The sequence below is a fragment of the Rhodanobacter ginsengisoli genome (genome assembly GCF_042657065.1).
In the GTDB taxonomy this organism is placed as follows: Bacteria; Pseudomonadota; Gammaproteobacteria; order Xanthomonadales; family Rhodanobacteraceae; genus Rhodanobacter; species Rhodanobacter ginsengisoli.
Window position 1 is genome coordinate 272552 of sequence record NZ_JBHSNF010000004.1, and the last position, 16152, is coordinate 288703.

Annotated in this window: 10 protein-coding genes; all 10 read right to left on the reverse strand. The window is 68.7% G+C overall.

Features of this window, described 5'->3' with window-relative positions:
* Positions 1 to 11: 11 nt before the first annotated feature.
* Genes ACFPPA_RS17275 through ACFPPA_RS17320 form a run of 10 tightly spaced genes read right to left on the reverse strand, consistent with a single transcriptional unit; the run spans position 12 to position 15779 of the window.
* On the reverse strand, positions 12 to 938 hold the full coding sequence (locus ACFPPA_RS17275; protein WP_377322158.1) for an SMP-30/gluconolactonase/LRE family protein: 927 nt from the start codon (positions 936 to 938) through the stop codon (positions 12 to 14).
* A gap of 8 nt (positions 939 to 946) precedes the next feature.
* A complete protein-coding gene (locus ACFPPA_RS17280) occupies positions 947 to 1723 on the reverse strand; it encodes an SDR family NAD(P)-dependent oxidoreductase (RefSeq protein ID WP_377322160.1) in 777 nt (258 codons plus the stop codon).
* Between the two features lie 5 nt (positions 1724 to 1728).
* On the reverse strand, positions 1729 to 2877 hold the full coding sequence (gene dgoD, locus ACFPPA_RS17285; protein WP_377322161.1) for a galactonate dehydratase: 1149 nt from the start codon (positions 2875 to 2877) through the stop codon (positions 1729 to 1731).
* Positions 2874 to 3509, reverse strand: coding sequence for a 2-dehydro-3-deoxy-6-phosphogalactonate aldolase (locus ACFPPA_RS17290; RefSeq protein WP_377322163.1), 636 nt, complete (start codon positions 3507 to 3509; stop codon positions 2874 to 2876). The genes dgoD and ACFPPA_RS17290 overlap by 4 nt, the downstream gene beginning before the upstream one ends.
* Complete coding sequence (locus ACFPPA_RS17295; RefSeq protein ID WP_377322165.1) at positions 3506 to 4468, reverse strand: 2-dehydro-3-deoxygalactonokinase; 963 nt, start codon at positions 4466 to 4468, stop codon at positions 3506 to 3508. Before ACFPPA_RS17295 ends, ACFPPA_RS17290 begins: the two co-directional genes overlap by 4 nt.
* Positions 4465 to 7368 (reverse strand): TIM-barrel domain-containing protein, encoded by a 2904-nt coding sequence (locus ACFPPA_RS17300; RefSeq protein WP_377322166.1) that lies wholly within the window; start codon positions 7366 to 7368, stop codon positions 4465 to 4467. Before ACFPPA_RS17300 ends, ACFPPA_RS17295 begins: the two co-directional genes overlap by 4 nt.
* 3 nt (positions 7369 to 7371) lie before the next feature.
* The gene (locus ACFPPA_RS17305) at positions 7372 to 9906 is read right to left on the reverse strand and encodes a glycoside hydrolase family 3 C-terminal domain-containing protein (RefSeq protein WP_377322168.1); all 2535 of its coding nucleotides are present in this window, start codon (positions 9904 to 9906) and stop codon (positions 7372 to 7374) included.
* Positions 9907 to 9919: 13 nt separating this feature from the next.
* Positions 9920 to 11539 (reverse strand): DUF5597 domain-containing protein, encoded by a 1620-nt coding sequence (locus ACFPPA_RS17310; protein ID WP_377322170.1) that lies wholly within the window; start codon positions 11537 to 11539, stop codon positions 9920 to 9922.
* A 5-nt stretch (positions 11540 to 11544) separates the two neighbouring features.
* A complete protein-coding gene (locus ACFPPA_RS17315; RefSeq protein ID WP_377322171.1) occupies positions 11545 to 13491 on the reverse strand; it encodes a sialate O-acetylesterase in 1947 nt (648 codons plus the stop codon).
* Complete coding sequence (locus tag ACFPPA_RS17320; protein ID WP_377322173.1) at positions 13488 to 15779, reverse strand: WD40/YVTN/BNR-like repeat-containing protein; 2292 nt, start codon at positions 15777 to 15779, stop codon at positions 13488 to 13490. The genes ACFPPA_RS17315 and ACFPPA_RS17320 overlap by 4 nt, the downstream gene beginning before the upstream one ends.
* Between the last annotated feature and the right edge of the window lie 373 nt (positions 15780 to 16152).

The following is a 16152-nucleotide window of genomic DNA, read 5'->3' on the forward strand; positions in this document are numbered from 1 at the left end:
CGCGACGGCGATCACGGCGACGGCGCCGACGGGGTTTGCGGCACGCGCCCGGGAGCGCCGGCAAACCGCGCTTCACCGACGCCGCATACACCGACGTCGACCGCGAACAGCGCGCCGGCCAGCGGCTCCGCGCGCAGGCCGTCGGCGGACAGGCCATCGCGGGCACTGGTGATGTAGAGCGTGTCCAGCGCCGGGCCGCCGAACGCCGCGCGGGTGGGTTGCCGGGTAGGCAGGTGCACGATGCTGTCTTCGCTGCCATCGCGGCGATAGCGGACCACGCGCGACATGCCCCACTGCGCGTTCCACAGGCCGCCGTCGGCATCGACCGTCGAGCCGTCGGGCTCGCCCTCGATGCCGGCCAGATCCACGAACGTGCGCGCGGGCCCCAGGCTGCCGTCGGCGCGGTAATCGCAGCAATGGATCCGTCGCGTGGGCGAGTCGCAGAAGTACAGGGTCGCGCTGTCGGGACTGAAGGCGAGGCTGTTGCTGATCGCCACCGCAGGCAGCGGCAGCCGCTCCAGCACGAGGTCCGCATTGAGCCGGTAGAAGCCACCGATCGGCAGCCGCGATTCACCGTCCGGCGGTTCGTGCAGGGTGCCGAACACGAAACGGCCCTGGCGATCGCAGACGCCGTCGTTGAGCCGGGTCGGCAGATCGGCCTCCACCGCGACGATCGGTTGCAGTTCGCCGCGTTCCGGATGGAAGAACGCCAGGCGTGACGCCAGCCCCAGCAGCAGCCAGCCGTTGGTTTCGCACAGCGCGAAGGAGGCCAGCCGTTCGGGCAGGGGCCACTGGCGGGTGCCGCCGTCGTGCGGTGTATACCGCCACAGCGTGGCCGCGTGGATATCGGTCCAGTACAGCGCCTGTTCCCGGGGACACCACAGCACGCCCTCGCCCAGCTGATTGCCCGCCGCGAGCACGGGCCGGGCCTGCAGCATCGCGCCGCTCACACCCAGCCCCCGTCGACGATGAAATCCCTGGCGGTGATCATGCGGCTGTCGTCGGCCGCCAGGAACAGCGCGGCGCGTGCCAGATCGTCGGCCATCACGTGGCCGGGCAGGCATTGCGAGCGAGCGATCTCGGCCTCGCCTTCGGCATCCAGCCACAGACGCCGTTGTTTCTCGGTAATCACCCAGCCGGGCACCAGGCAGTTGATGCGGATGTACTGCCGCCCCAGCTCGCGCGCCAGCCCGGCAACCAGGCCGTGAATGGCAGCCTTGGCCATCGTGTACATCGGGTAGCCGCCGTTCTTGATCATCCAGCTGATGGAACCCAGGCAGATCACCGAACCGCCACCGAGCGCCTGCATGTCCTCGCGCACGGCCTGGATCGCGAAATAGTGATGGCGCAGGTTGACCGCCACGTTGGCGTCGAAGTCGGCCGGCGTGGTCTGCGCAAACTCGTGGCGCAGGTCATTGGCGGCATTGCTGAGCAGCACCGCGATCGGCCCGATCGCGGCCCGCACCCGCGCGACCGCCTGGCCCAGCGCCTCGAGATCGGTCAGGTCGCAGGCGACGAACAGCGGGCGGTGAACGACGTCGGCAAGACCCTCGAGCAATGCCTGCGCCGCGTCAGCGTCGACATCGAGAAACGCCACCCGCGCGCCCTGTCGCGCGAAGTGCTCGACGAAGCCGGCCCCGATCCCGCTGGCACCACCGGTGACCAGCACCGTGCGATCGGCCAGGCTGGGATAGCGGGCGTACGCGGTGGCCTGCATCGTCATCGCGCTCACCACTCCGCCACGCTGCCGTCGTCATGGCGCCACAACGGATTGCGCCAGCGGTGACCGACAGCGGCGCGCTCGTCGACGTAATCCTGGTTGACCGCGATGCCCAGGCCCGGGCCGTCGGGGATGCGCACGAAGCCCTGCTCGTAGGCGAACACGCTGCGATCGTCGAGGTAGTCGAGCAGGTCGTTGTCGGCGTTGTAGTGGATGCCCAGGCTCTGTTCCTGGATGAACGCGTTGTGGCACACCGCGTCCAGCTGCAGGTTCGCCGCCAGCGCGATCGGCCCGAGCGGGCAATGCAGCGCCAGCGCCACGTCGTAAGCCTCGGCCATCGCCGCGATCTTGCGCGTCTCGGTGATTCCGCCGGCATGCGAGGGATCGGGCTGGATGATGTCGACCCCGCCCATCTGCAGCACCCGCTTGAAGTCGTAGCGCGAATACAGCCGTTCGCCCAGCGCGATCGGCGCGGGCGAGATCGCGGCCAGCTCGGGCAGCGCCTCGAGGTGATCGGACAGCACCGGCTCCTCGATGAACATCAGCTTGTACGGCGCCAGCTCGCGCATCAGCACCTTGGCCATCGGCTTGTGCACGCGGCCGTGGAAATCCAGGCCCAGGCCGATGTCCGGGCCGACCGCCTCGCGCACCGCCTGCACGTTGGCCAGCATCCGCTCGACCTTGGCGTGGCTGTCGACGTATTGCAGCTCCTCGGTGGCATTCATCTTGACCGCGGTGAAGCCGCGCGCCACCGCCTCGCTGGCGGCACGCGCCGTGTCCGCCGGGCGGTCGCCGCCGATCCACGAATAGACCCGGATGCGATCGCGCACCGGTCCGCCCAGCAGCGCATGCACCGGGACGTCGAGATCCTTGCCCTTGATGTCCCACAGCGCCTGGTCGATGCCGGCGATCGCGCTCATCAGGACCGGCCCGCCGCGGTAGAAGCCGCCGCGATACATCACGTTCCAGTGATCCTCGACGTGGCGCGGGTCCTTGCCGATCAGGTAGTCCGACAGCTCGTCGACCGCGGCCGCCACCGTGTGTGCGCGGCCCTCGAGCACCGGCTCGCCCCAGCCGCTGATGCCGGCATCGGTGTCGATGCGCAGGAACAGCCAGCGCGGCGGAACGGCGAAGGTGGTCAGGCGGGTGATCTTCATGGCGTGGCGCCGTGCGGCAGTGACGCCCACGTCCGCACGAACGCCTGCGCCCGACGACCGACCTCGACGGCGTCGCGGCCGGGCGCGTACAACGCCGAGCCGAGGCCGAAGCCGCTGGCGCCGGCGGCGACCCACGGCCCCATCGTGTCCGGCGAAATGCCGCCCACCGGCAGCACCGGCAGCTCCGGCGGCAGCACCGCGCGCCAGGCCTTGAGCACGTTCGGCGAGGCCTGCTCGGCGGGAAACAGCTTCAGCGCGTCCGCGCCCGCAGCGATGGCGGCAAACGCCTCGGTCGGCGTGGCGACCCCCGGCACGCAGAGCAGGCCGGCGGCCTTCGCCGCGCGTATCACCGCGGTGTCGGCGTGGGGCATCACGATCAGGCGACCGCCGGCGGCCGCCACCTCATCGACCTGGCCCGGCGTCATCACGGTGCCGGCGCCGATCAGGCAGTCGCTGCCCAGCGCATCGACCAGGCGGCGGATGCCGAGCAGCGCTTGCGGCGAATTGAGCGGCACTTCCAGCACGCGGAAACCTTCCGCTGCGATCGCCTCGCCGATGGCCGGCGCTTCGGCCGGAGTCAGCCCGCGCAGGATCGCGATCAGCGGCAGCGGCCGCAGCCAGGGCGCGATCATGGACGGGCTCCGGCGGCGTGGTGGGGCGACAACGAAGTCAGGCCGGCGGCGCGCCCGATCTGCCACAGGCCCCGCGCGGCGGCGGCCTGCGGCGGCAGCGCCATGCCCAGTTCGAAACAGCTCGCGGCGGCCGCGTAACGTCGGCACAGCGCGGCGTTGCCGATCAGCTGCAACGGCGTGGCGCGGTCGATGCGACCGGCGGCCAGGGCACTGCGCAGCTCCTCGCCGATCAGCAGGCCGGACAGATAGTCCGGTACCGCCAGCGCTTCGAGGGTCCCCGCCAGCACCAGCGCACGGGCGGAAAACAGCCGGCTCAGCGCGCCGGCCGCACCGCTGTCGCGCGCGGCCTGAACCCCGCGCCGGAACGCGTCCTGATCGGACGGCGGATCTTCCCCGGGCAGGCCCGCGGCCAGGATCGTGTGATGGCGCAACGCGGCGTACAGCTCGCCGGTCATCGCCGTGGCGAAATCCACCACGCAACCGTCGCGCACCGTCACCCACTTGCTGTGGGTCCCCGGCAGCAGCAGCGCCGAGCTCGCCGCCAGCACCGGCTGCAGCGCCAGCGCGCCGAAGATCTCGGTCTCCTCCCCGCGCATCACGTCGGCGGTCACGGTGTTGCGCAGCCCCGGCACCAGATGCACGCGTCGCCCGGCGGCGCTGTCCACGAAGCTCAAGGCGCCGGCCACCGCGGCGAGATGGGCGGGCAGGTCGACATACGGCACTTCGCGCCAGCCGCCCCGGCTGCCGACCATGCCCGAGGCCAGCACCGGACACGCCGGCCAACCGGCCAGCACGTCGTCCAGCGCCGCATCGAAGCCGCCGGCCGGCAGCTGGCGGATCCCCCAGTCGCGGCTGCGCAGCTCCAGCACCCGACCGCTCTCATCCAGCAGATAGGCGCGCAGGCTGGTCGTGCCCCAGTCCAGGCCGATCAATTCCGCTCGCGGCAAGCAGACGTTCATTGCGCTGGCGGCTTCCTGTGGACGCTGATCGCCGCGCCGCGGTAGTCGACGTCCTGGGTCGCCGGCGCATCGAAATCCACTGCCGTGGGCGTGGGGCCGGAGATCCAGCGGATGTTGAAGTGACGTTGCGCCGGCATGCCGGGATAGCTGCCCTCGCGCGGGCCGATGTGCAGCGTGCCGCTGGCCTCGTCGTAGCTGAGGGGTATGCGCGAGTACGCCCCGTGCTCGTAGTCGTAGGTGGTGCCCTGATCCTGGTACAGCGAGAACGAGCCGTCGGCGCCGGTGTAGATGGTCAGGGTGATCGGCGCGTCGGGCTTCTCGTGGGTGTACTGGATCGCCGGGCCGGTCGGCACGATCGCGCCGGCGCGCACGAACAGCGGCATCCGCGCCAGCGGTGCATCGGCCTCGATCGTGACGCCACCGTCGTAGCGCTTGCCGGTGTAGAAGTCGTGCCAGGCGCTGCCGGCCGGCAGGTAGACCTCGCGGCTGCGCGCCTGGTATGCGGTGACCGGCGCGACCAGGAAGGCCGGTCCGAACATGTACTCGTCGTTGATGTCGCGCACCTTGATGTCGTGCGGGAAGTCCATCACCAGCCCGCGCATGATCGTGCCATCGCGAAAGTAGGTGTCGCCGGCCAGCGTGTAGATGTACGGCATCAGGCGATAGCGCAGCCGGTCGTACCAGGCCAGCGCGTCGTAGACCTCGGAGCCGACCGGCGCGAGGTTGAAGATCTCGCGGTACACGCCCTGCCCGTGCGAGCGGAACAGCGGCATGAAGCTGCCGAACTGGAACCAGCGCAGGTTGAGCTCGCGCCATTCCTGCAGGTTCTTCGCGTCGGGCTTCTCGTAACGTGCCTCCAGCGCATAGCCGCCGATGTCGGTGGTCCAGTTCGGCACGCCCGACAGCGAGAAGTTGATGCCCGCCGAGATCTGGTCGCGCAGGTTGCTCCAGCGCGCCACCACGTCGCCGCTCCAGCCCGCCGCCGCGTTGCGCTGCTCGCCGGCGAACATGGAGCGGGTGAGGATGAACACGCGCTTGTCCGGGTAGCTGTCACGGCTGCCCTGGTAGACCGCGCTGGTCGTCATCAGCGAATAGGAATTGAAGAACGCCGCACCCGGCCCTTGCGCGGTCGGTCCCATCAGCAGCTTGCGCTCGGCGATGCTGGTGTTGGAGGTGATGTCCGGCTCGGTGGCGTCCATCCACCACGCGTCGATGCCGAGGTCGCCCAGGTTCTCGCGGATCTGCCGCCAGTAGATCTGGCGTCCCTCGGCCGAATACGGATCGTAGAAGGAGTTGAGGTAGCCCGGGCCGACCCAGTCCCTGGTGCCGAGCTCGACATTGCGCCGGTACATCGCGCCCTTCGCGTCGAGCTCCTGGTAATTCTTCGTGGTCGGATAGAACTTCGGCCACACCGAGATCATCAGGTTCGCGTGCTCGGCATGCACCTGGTCGATCATCGCTTTCGGATCGGGGTAGCGCGACTCGTCGAACCGGTGCGAACCCCAGGCGTCGTCCTTCCAGTAGCGCCAGTCCTGCACGATGTTGTCCAGCGGCAGCTTGAGCTCGCGGTAGCGCTTCAGCACGCCGAGCAACTGCGCCTGCGTTTCATAGTGGTCGCGGCTCTGCCAGAAACCGTAGGCCCAGCGCGGCAGCATCACCGACTTGCCGGTGACGTCGCGATAGCCGGCGATCACATCGTCCAGGTTGTTGCCGTCGATGAAGTAGTAGTCGACCGCATGGCCCAGTTCGGAGGACAGCGACAGTTCGTTCTGCTCGGCAGCGGGCAGCGGGTCCTGGTGATCGAGCGCGATGTAGCCCGACTGCGGTGTCCAGTCGATGCGGATCGCATGCTTCTCGCCGGGTTTCATCTGCACGAAGAAGTTGCGGTACCACGGGTTCCAGTTCTGGCGCCAGTCATCCAGCACCAGCTTGCCGTCGACATACAGCTTGAAATAGCCGCTCGCATACAACCGGAACTTGTGCAGGCCGGCGACGTCGGATGCCACTTCGCCCTTCCATTCCACCGTCTGACCCGGACCGCCGGTGATGCCCTTGGCGTCGATGAGCTCGGCGGGCCAGCGCTTGAGATCCTTGATGTACTCGTAATTGACCGCGGATTCGTCGCGGCTGAGCTTGAGCTTGCCGTCGACGTAGTAGTTCGCGGTGAAGCCGCCGGGCTTGCCGTCGGCGTCGAACAGCTTCAGCTGCTGGTCGAGCATCTGGTACGGACGCGGATCGCCGAAGCGGGTGATCGAGTTGTTGTCCCACAGCAGGCCGTAGTTGCGGCTGGAGACCACGAACGGAATGCCGATGTCCATGTTGTGCTGGGCCAGCTCGACGTCCTTGCCCTTGTAGTTCATCGTGCCCTTCTGGTGCTGGCCCAGGCCGTAGAACGCCTCGTCGTCGGGCGAGGCAAACTGCTGGCGCACGGCGTAGAACGACTGGCCCTGCACGGTTTCCGGGGTGAAGCTGCGCCCCTTCGGCTGCTCGGCGAGAATCAGCTTGCCGTCCTTGCCGAAAAAGGTGACGGCGCCGGTCGCGGTCGCCACATCGGCGGTCAGCTCGGCCGTCTTCAGGCGTACGTGGCCGGTCTCGCTGCTGGCAGTGAAGTGCGGGTCGCCACCGGTCTTCACCGCCATCAGGCTCTTCGGCAGATCGAACGACCCAGCCGGGATCGCGGTCACGTGGATGATCTTGTCGCTGACCACCTGCAGGCGCACCTGCTTCGCGGCGCCGCCGACACCGACTATCACCCCGTCGGCGATTTTCTGGAATGTGGCCTGCGGTGTGGCGGCATTGGCCGGCGCCTGGGCGCCTGTCGGATCGGCATGGCTGCTGCAGCCCGAGATCAACGCGACGGTCAGCGCAGCGGCCAGCATGGGGATGGAAAGGCGATGCATGATTCAGTCTCCCAGGGTCAGGCTGGCTGACAGCGGTGTGTGGTTGGAGGCGTCGCCGACGTAAACGGTGAAACGACCCGGATCGACCTGCCAGCCATGCTTGCCGACGTCGTAGTAGGCAAACGAACGTCGGTCCAGAGTCAGGCTGACGTGGGTGGTCTGTCCCGGTTTCAACTGCACCTTGCGGAATGCCTTCAGCTCGCGTGCGGGCCGCGCCAGCTTCGCCGACGGATCGCCCACGTAGACCTGGGCCACCTCGGCGCCATCGCGCAAACCGGTGTTGGTGACGTCGAACGAGACGGTGACCGTATCGCCGACCTTCGCCGATGCCGGCGACACGCTGAGCTTGCCGAACGCGAAGCTCGTGTACGAGAGTCCGTAGCCGAATGCGAACAGCGGCTGCGGCTTGTCCGGATACGTCGCATACCAGCGATACCCGAGGAACACGCCCTCGCCGTATGTCACCCCGGGATTCGTGCCGGCGGGATGCGCCGGTGCATCGTAGAAATCATGGGTGGGATTGTCCTTCCACTCGCGACCGAAGCTGATCGGCAACTTGCCTTCCGGCGTATGCGCACCGAACAGCACCTCGGCGATCGCGCGACCGCCTTCCTGGCCCGGATACCAGCTCTGCAGCAAGGCCGGCACCTTGTCCAGCCAGCCGTCGGTGGCATACGCGTCGCCGGAGTTCACGGTCACGATGGTCTTCTTGTTCACCGCGGCCACCGCCTCGATCAGGGCGTCCTGGCCCCACGGCAACTGGAACGTGCGATCGAACGCCTCGCTCTCGGAAGTGGGATCGAAACCGACCGCGACCACCGCCGCGTCCGCCATCGCCGCCATCTTGCGCGCGTCCGGCGAGATCAAATCGTCCAGCGCGATCACGCCCAGGCCCATGCGGCTGTAACTCACGTCGGGCCGGTAGTCGAGACGGATCGTCACTGGCTTGCCGGCCGTCAGATCGAGCGTGGCGTACAGCGGCGCCTGGCCTTCGCGCTGCGGCTGGCTGATCACCGGCTTGCCATCTACCAACAAGCGGTAGGAATCCAGGCTGGCCGCCGCGGTGAGAAACAGATACCTGCCGCTGTGGGTGGGCACGAAGCTGCCGCTCCAGCGAATGCTCTGGCGCTCGGTGGCCGGGGTGGTCCACAGCTCCGGCTTCCACTGGTCGACGTGCTCGTCCGTCGCGGTCGCGCCGGGCTTGCCCCGGAAATCGGCGTTGGCGAACGTCTGCCGCTGCAGGCCCTTGCCGCCGTCCGGGCTGACGAAGCTCGACTGCTTGAAGACCTCGTCCGGCGAGGGCAACCCGCGGCTGTACAGCACGCGCACCTTGTCGCCGAGCTGATGGGTGATCCCGCTGAGCACGCTCTGCGCCTCGAACGTATCGACGTGCGAACTGCCGCCGGCGCTGCTGATCGCGGGGAAGGCATTCGGACCGATCACCGCAATGGTCCTGATTTTCGAGGCATCGAGCGGCAGCGCGTGATGCGCGTTCTTCAGCAGCACCAGCCCCTCGCGCGCGGACTGCAGCGCCACCGCGTCGCTGACGAGGCTGAACAGCGGTTGCGACAACTCCTTCTGCGGGCGGTCGAGAAAACCGAAGCGCAGCGCGGTGCGCAGGATCCGGCGCACCTTGTCGTCGAGTACGGCACGCGACAGCTTGCCGTCCTTCAGCAGCGGCAACAGCCGTTGCGGCGACATCGCCTCGGCCGAGGGCATCTCCAGGTCGAGCCCGGCGTCGAACGACTTGATGCCGTCGTGGGCGGCGCCCCAGTCGGACATGAAGATGCCGTCGAAGCCCCAGTCCTGCTTCAGGATGTCCTCGCTGATCGCATGGTTCTCGCTGAGATAGTCGCCATTGACCAGGTTGTAGCTGCTCATCACCGCGCCGACGTGCGCCTGCTTCACCGCCATCTCGAACGCCGGCAGATAGATCTCGTGCAGGGTGCGTTCGTCGATGCGGGTGTCGAGGTGGCGGCGGTCGTATTCGGAATTGTTCGCCACGAAATGCTTGATCGTGGCCACCACGCCCTGGCTCTGGATGCCGTCGATGAAGCCGACCGCCATGCTGCCGGCGAGGAACGGATCCTCGCTGTAGTACTCCATGTTGCGGCCGTTCTGCGGTGCGCGATGGATGTTCGCGCCCGGGCCGAGGAAGAAGTTCACCCCGCGGGCGCGCGCATCGCGCCCCATCGCCTCGCCCACCCGCTGCGCCAGCGCCGGGTCCCACGAGGCGGCCAACCCCACGCCGGCCATGTAGGCCGTCGACGGACCCACCGAGCGCACACCGAACGGGCCATCCGACATCTGGAGACGGGGCAGTCCGATCGCCGGCTCGGCGCGGATGAACATGTTGTCCTCGCCCCCGATCAGCTCGACCTTCTGCGTCAGGCTCAGTTTCGCGAGCATCATATCGACGCGGTGCTCGATGGCCGGCGAGTCCGCGACCGGACCCGTCGGAGCGGGCGGGGCGGCCTGCACGGCGCCGCTCGTACCGAGGCAGAGCAGCAGGGTCAGGCAAAGTGGCTTCAAGCGCATGCGGTACATCCCTTCAGTACGTCGCCAGCGTGACCCGCAGGACCTGCGGCTGGCTGGTGAAATTGAGTCCGTAATCGGTCTGGTCGCCGTTCCACTCGCGCACGAACTGCCACTGGCCGTCGACGTCGTAATGGCCTTCCTCCACTCGTTCGAACAGGAAGTGCTCGCCGTCGTGACCCTTCGGCGGCAGGAAGTTGACCCGCGCGTGGTAGCCGGTGACCAGGTATGTGTTCTTGCCGAGTCGGGCGATCAACACGCCGCCCAGCGGCTGCGCGTTGCCCGTGGGCGCATCCATGCCGAACTGCGGCTGGCCGTAGCCGACGTGCACGCGCCAGTCGCCCAGGTCCAGCGTCTGCTCGTGGGTCTGCTCCGGTTCGGCCACGCCCCACACCTTGCCTTCGAAGCTCAGCCCGGCGATCAGGCTCTGCATCGGCGCGATCAAGGCGTAGTTGGCGGCGAACGGCTGGATCGTGTCCGCGTCGATCACCCGCGCACCCAGCGGCCAGTTCGAATACTTGGTGTAGTCGATGCCGAACGGCGAGAAGCCGATCGCCTGATGGCCCAGCGCGGCGAACAGGTAGCGCGCGTACGGCAGGTCGTTGCCGGTTTCGCCGACGAACAGCGGGTTGTCGGCGCGCGCGTAGCGGTCCAGCACGGTGGTGTATTTCGCGTACTCGCGCATGTAGATGTCCGGCGCCAGCAGGTCCAGCGACGGCGCCGCCGCGCGCCAGATGCCGAGCACGTTGTCGGTCGGCCCGCCGCTGGCGTAGCCGCCGGGCGGCCCCGGATGGAACGGGTCGCGCAGCGCCACGTTGGCGTACATCGGCAGGTCGTAGACGGCCTTGCCCGCGGCGGCGACCTGATTGATGTAGTGCGCGACCGCCCAGGCGTAGGAGAACTCCGCCGCGTCCTTGCCGTAGACCTGCTGCCAGCTGCCCGCCGGCTTGCCGGTCTTGTTCCGCACGGCCGCCGGTACCGGCGACTGCAGCAGGCGGTCGCCGGCTGCCGAATGATCGCGGTCGCTGCCGTAAGTGCCCGACTCGTTCTCCACCTGCAGCATGATCACGGTGTGGCGATCGCCGTCGAGCTGGCGCAGATGCGTCATCAGCGCCACGAAGGCGGCGCGATCGGCGGCCAGCGTGTTCGCGCCGAACGGCGACAGCGAATTGAGCGAGCTGCCGTCCTTCTTCAGCACCCGTGGAAAGCGCCGGTTGTCCAGCTTGACCCAGGCCGGAGCGTAATTCGGGCCGTTGTTCTTCCAGCTGGCGAACCACAGCAGCACCAGCCGCACGTCGTGTTCGCGCGCCTGGGTCACCAGCGTATCCAGGAAGCTGAAATCGAACCTGCCCTCGACCGGCTCGATCTGCTCCCACGCGATCGGCACCTGCACCGTGTTCGCGTGGATCGCCTCGATCGCCGGCCACACCTTGGGCAGCATCGCCGGCCAGGCGCTGGAGTTGTTGACCTGGGCCGACAGCATCAGGAACGGCTTGCCGTCGACCAGCAGCTCGTGGCGACCGTGCGCGCTGACGATCTTCGGCGGCGGCGTGGCAGCATGGGCGAGGCCACTGCCGGCGAGGACGACGGCAAGCAGCGCGGACGACAGGCCGCGGCGAAAGAGGGACGTTGGCATCGGGATCACCACGAGTCGGTGCGGAATGGCGAGGCCGGCAGGCCGGCGGCGTTGACGAGGTTGGCGTCGACCGGGTTCTCGCTCCAGCCGTAGCGCACCGCGACGGGTGCGCCGACGTCGGCAGCCTGCACCACCACATCGTCGCCCTCGATGCGTGCCCGCGCCGGATGGAAATGCCGGTCGGCGCCGGCGATGGTGAAGCCCGCCAGCGCCTCGCCGCGCGCCCGCAGCGCACTGCCGGCCGTGGCGAAGTGCAGCCGGATCGCGGAGTTTTCCACCGTCATCGCGCGGTATACCGGGCCGCTGTACAGCAGCGACTCGCCATAGACCACGTGGCGCGCGGCCAGCGCCAGGCGATGGCCCACGGCCTGCTTGTTGGTGGGATGGATCGTGTCCGGATCGCCCACGTCGATGGTCACCGCCTGCGCCGTATGCGGCAGCACCAGCGCGGCGGACTGCGACTCGCGCAACATCGCCCAGCCACTGGTGGTGGCGGTATCGGCGCCCTGCTTGAAGTTGGCCAGCTGCACCCACAGGAACGGCAGGTCCGGCTGGTCGAAATCGCGCCGCCACTGGCGGATCAACGCCTTGAACTGGTCGCGATAGACGAAGGCATCCTCATCGGCCGTGTTGGCCTCGCCCTGGTACCAGAGCACGCCGCGCAGCGACAGCGGCAGCAGCGGATGGATCATGCGGTTGTACAGCAGGGTCGGTATCTGGTTCTTCTGCTCGGTCGCCACCAGCCGAACCGCTTCCGGGCGGAACAGCCACGGCCCGGCAAGGCGGCGCGGCTGGCCGCCCGCCGGCTGGATCGCGAGATCGGCCGGTTCGCCATGCACGCCGCCACCCCCGCCCAGGTCGTCGACCCGGATCGCCAGCGTGTTGCGCCCCGCATGCAGCGCGGCCGGCGGCACGCGATAGTGTCGCAGGTGATTCCAGGCATTGTCGGTCTGGCCGATCAGGGTGCCGTTGACCCAGCTGAAATCGGAGTCGTCGATCATGCCCAGATCCAGCGTCACACCCTGCGCCGCTTCGGCCGCGCTCACCGTGAAATGGGTGCGGTACCAGGCGACCCCGTCCATGCCGTCGTAGCCTTGCGACTCCCAGAGGGCCGGCACCGCGATCGGGGTCCAGTCGTGTTCGTCCAGATCGGCGGCGGCGTAGCGCGCCTGATCGGGGTCGGCTCCAGTCGCCTCCAGCACGCCCGTCCAGCGCGCCAGGCGCTGGCGCGTGCCGGCCATCAGCCTGGCCTGGGCAGCGTTCTCGCGCTGGATACGCGCCTCGATCGCCGCGGGCTTCACACCGGCCGTGGCCGCATCCATCCACGGCTCGATCCGGCTGCCGCCCCAGTTGTCGTTGATGATGCCGATCGGCACGTGCTGGTCGGCACGGATCTCGCGGGCGAAGAAATACGCGACCGCCGAGAACTGCGCCGCGGTGTCGGGCGAGGCGGCGACCCAGTGGCTGCCCGGCAGATGATCGGCAGGCTGGGTGCTCCAGCTGTCGGGAATCTTGATCTGGCGGATCGCGCCGTCGGTGGCGTGGGCGATTTCGGCGACGGCGTTGCGCGCCTTGTACAGCTCGAACTCCATGTTCGACTGGCCCGAGGCGAGATACACGTCGCCCACCAGCAGGTCGTGCGACACGGTCTCGTCGTTGCCGCTGCGCACGCTCAGCGTGAACGGGCCACCCGCGGCATGCGCCGGCAGCCGGGCGTGCCAGCGACCCGCGGCGTCCGCGCTGACGTCGGCCTTGCTATGGTCGAACTGCACCCGCACGCGGGCCCGCGGCGCGCTCCAGCCCCATACCCGCATCGGCTGGTCGCGCTGCAGTACGGCACCATCGCCGAAAATCAGCGGCAGCTCGACACGCGCCTGCGCGGCCAATGGCACGGCCAGCAGCAAGGCGACGAGACAGCGAACGGGGAGTGAGTTCGTGCGAATGCGATTCATGGTGTCTCCGTGTGCGTGGACGCGGCGCTGCCCGGGCGGGACACGGCCGGGTCGCCGTAGAAGATCCCGCGCCCGCCGGTGGCGAAATACACCCGGCCGAACCGGCGCGGGTCGCCGGTGACGTGACCGATCTCGCCGTACCGGTGGGTGTCGTCGTTGATCCGCAGCCAGTGCGCGCCGCTGTCGGTCGAGCGGAACAGGCCGCGCCGGCCGGCCACCTTGCCGGCCAGGAACAGGGTCGGCTCGTCGCGCCCCGGCGCGGGCTTGCCGAAGCCCAGCGAGTCGGCCGCATCGATCGTGCGGCTCTGCCACAGCACCGTGCCGTCGGCACGCCCGTGCACCACACCGGCGCGCGCGCTGATCAGGTACAGCTCGCCCGCATGGCCTGGCAGCGCATACGCCGTCGCGTCGGTGGGACGTTGCGGCGGCTGGTAGGACGCGTGGGCGATCGCATCGAGCCGGCCACCGATCGGCGCGAAATGCAGCCCGCCGTCGCGGCTGACGAACAGGCCGCCACCATGCAGGTCCTGGGCATAGAAGCGCTGCGGATCGACGCGGTCGGCGAACACGCGCGCCGCCTTCGGCAAGCCGTCGGCCGCGCGCCAGTGCCGGCCCCAGTCGTGCGTGATGTAGCCGTTGCCGGCATCGTGCGGAAACCACAGCGCGCCGCGACCGCCGGCGGCGACCGCGATGCTGCCCTCACCCTGCCCGCCGGGCTCGCTGGCGAACGCGCGCCAACTCTTCGCACCGTCCAGCGAGTACGCGGCGCGTACCGCGCCGGACGCATCGCGGATGCGCCCGGTGCGCACGACCACCTGCGGTGCCTGCCCGGCCACGTCGATGCTGTAGCCATTCGCGTAGCGCGGCGGCGTAGCGAACTGCAACGGCGCGACATCGAGATCGTCATGGCGGAAGCCGTCCAGGTCGCCGACCGCGCTGAGCAGGTGCGCCCCCGCGGCGGGACTGGCCAGACCCAGCGGCACGGTCTCTTCCAGGTTGGTGTCCTGGAACCACCAGTCCACCGTGCCGCCGTGGTCGAACGCGCGCATGTTGCGCGAGGCCCAGATGCCGTAGCCGGTGACGAACAGCACGTGGTCCGGATCGAATGGATCGATCGCGATGTCGCTCATCCAGTGTGGGTGATGGTCGCGCGTCCATGGCGCATTCGAATGATCAAACGAGGAGCGCGGGAATACCGCGGCCCAGTGCCGGCCACCGTCGGTGCTGCGGTAGATCTCGTCGTACGGCGTGTAATGGCAGAACGTGGTGGCGAGCAAGATGTTCGGGTCGTGCGCGTCCACCGCGACGTCGCCCCAGCCGAAGCCGCTCGGCTGTCCGTGGCGGGGGATCGGCGTGATGTCGGTCCAGCGCCCATCGGGCGGGCTGAACTTCCACACCGCGCCGTCGTGCATCTGGTCCGGCCCGGGCTCGTCGCCATAAGTCAGGTAATAGTTGCCATCGGGCCCGGGCGTCATGTGGCTCGGGCGCAGGCCGGTGGGCTGACCGGGCACGGCGCTCCAGTGCGCGCCGCCATCGGTCGAGCGGAACAGGCTGGTCTGGCGCGTGGACACGCCGGCATACAGCACCGGCGTCGGCCGGCCCGGCTTTCCGCTGGCCGGATCGAACACCACGAACACGATGCCGATCGACTGCCGTCGCCAGCTGTTGGCCGCGGTGGCGGCCAGCGACGTCGCCACCGCCGGAAAGCTGCCCACGCGCGCCCAGTGCGCCGCGTGATCGGCACTGCGCCACAGTCCCGCCGTGCGCGAGCCGAGGAACAGGATGCGGCCGTCGTTCGGATCCACCGCCAGGCGCTCGCCATTGCCGCGGCCCAGTTCATTGCCGCCCAGCTTGAACGGCAGATCGACCCGCTGGAACGTGCGGCCGCGATCGTGCGAGCGCAGGACCGCGGCGTTGCCGGTGGCGGCGTTGGTGTACGTGCCGGCGGCCAGATAGACGCGGCCGGTGTCGTGCGGGTCCAGCGCGAGGCTGTCGATGCCGTCGAGGTTGCTGTCGTCGGCACCGAGCCAGTCGGTCAGCGGAATCCATCGCCGCGTCGGCTCATCCCAGCGGTAGGCGCCGCCGACGTCGGTGCGTGCGTAGTAGAGCCCCTTCTCCGTCGGGTGGAACACCAGCCCACTGACGTATCCGCCGCCACCGATGCGCACGCTGTGCCATGCGTACGGAACCCCTTGCGCAGCGACTGGCAGCGATACCAGCAGACAGAGCATCAACAGGCAGCGGGAGCCCAGACGAACAAGGGCGCTTTTCGTTGGAGGGCGCATCATTTCGTCAGCAGCGGTGATGCCGAACCGGTCGTTCACTTGATTCCCCTCCGACGATGGTTTGCTGACTGCAAGGATTGAACATGCCGACCCGCTCACCAGCGATGGCCTGGGTGACCACAGCGTTCCCGGGATGGGCTCGTCCATGCGCGCGACCTGCCTTGCCATGAAGTGCGCGAAACGGTCCGAACGGTGCAAGGAACATGCTCCGGTTGCGGGCGCAGAGATGCAATTACAAAATCAGCCAGATCGACTGGCGTTTCTTCTTTTGCGCTTGCCGCAATCGGCGCTCGTTTACTCTCATCGAACGCTTGCGACGGCACGCGATGAGGCTTCGCACGAGCGTGCTCTCGACAAGCAGGCCTTGCCCGCGTTC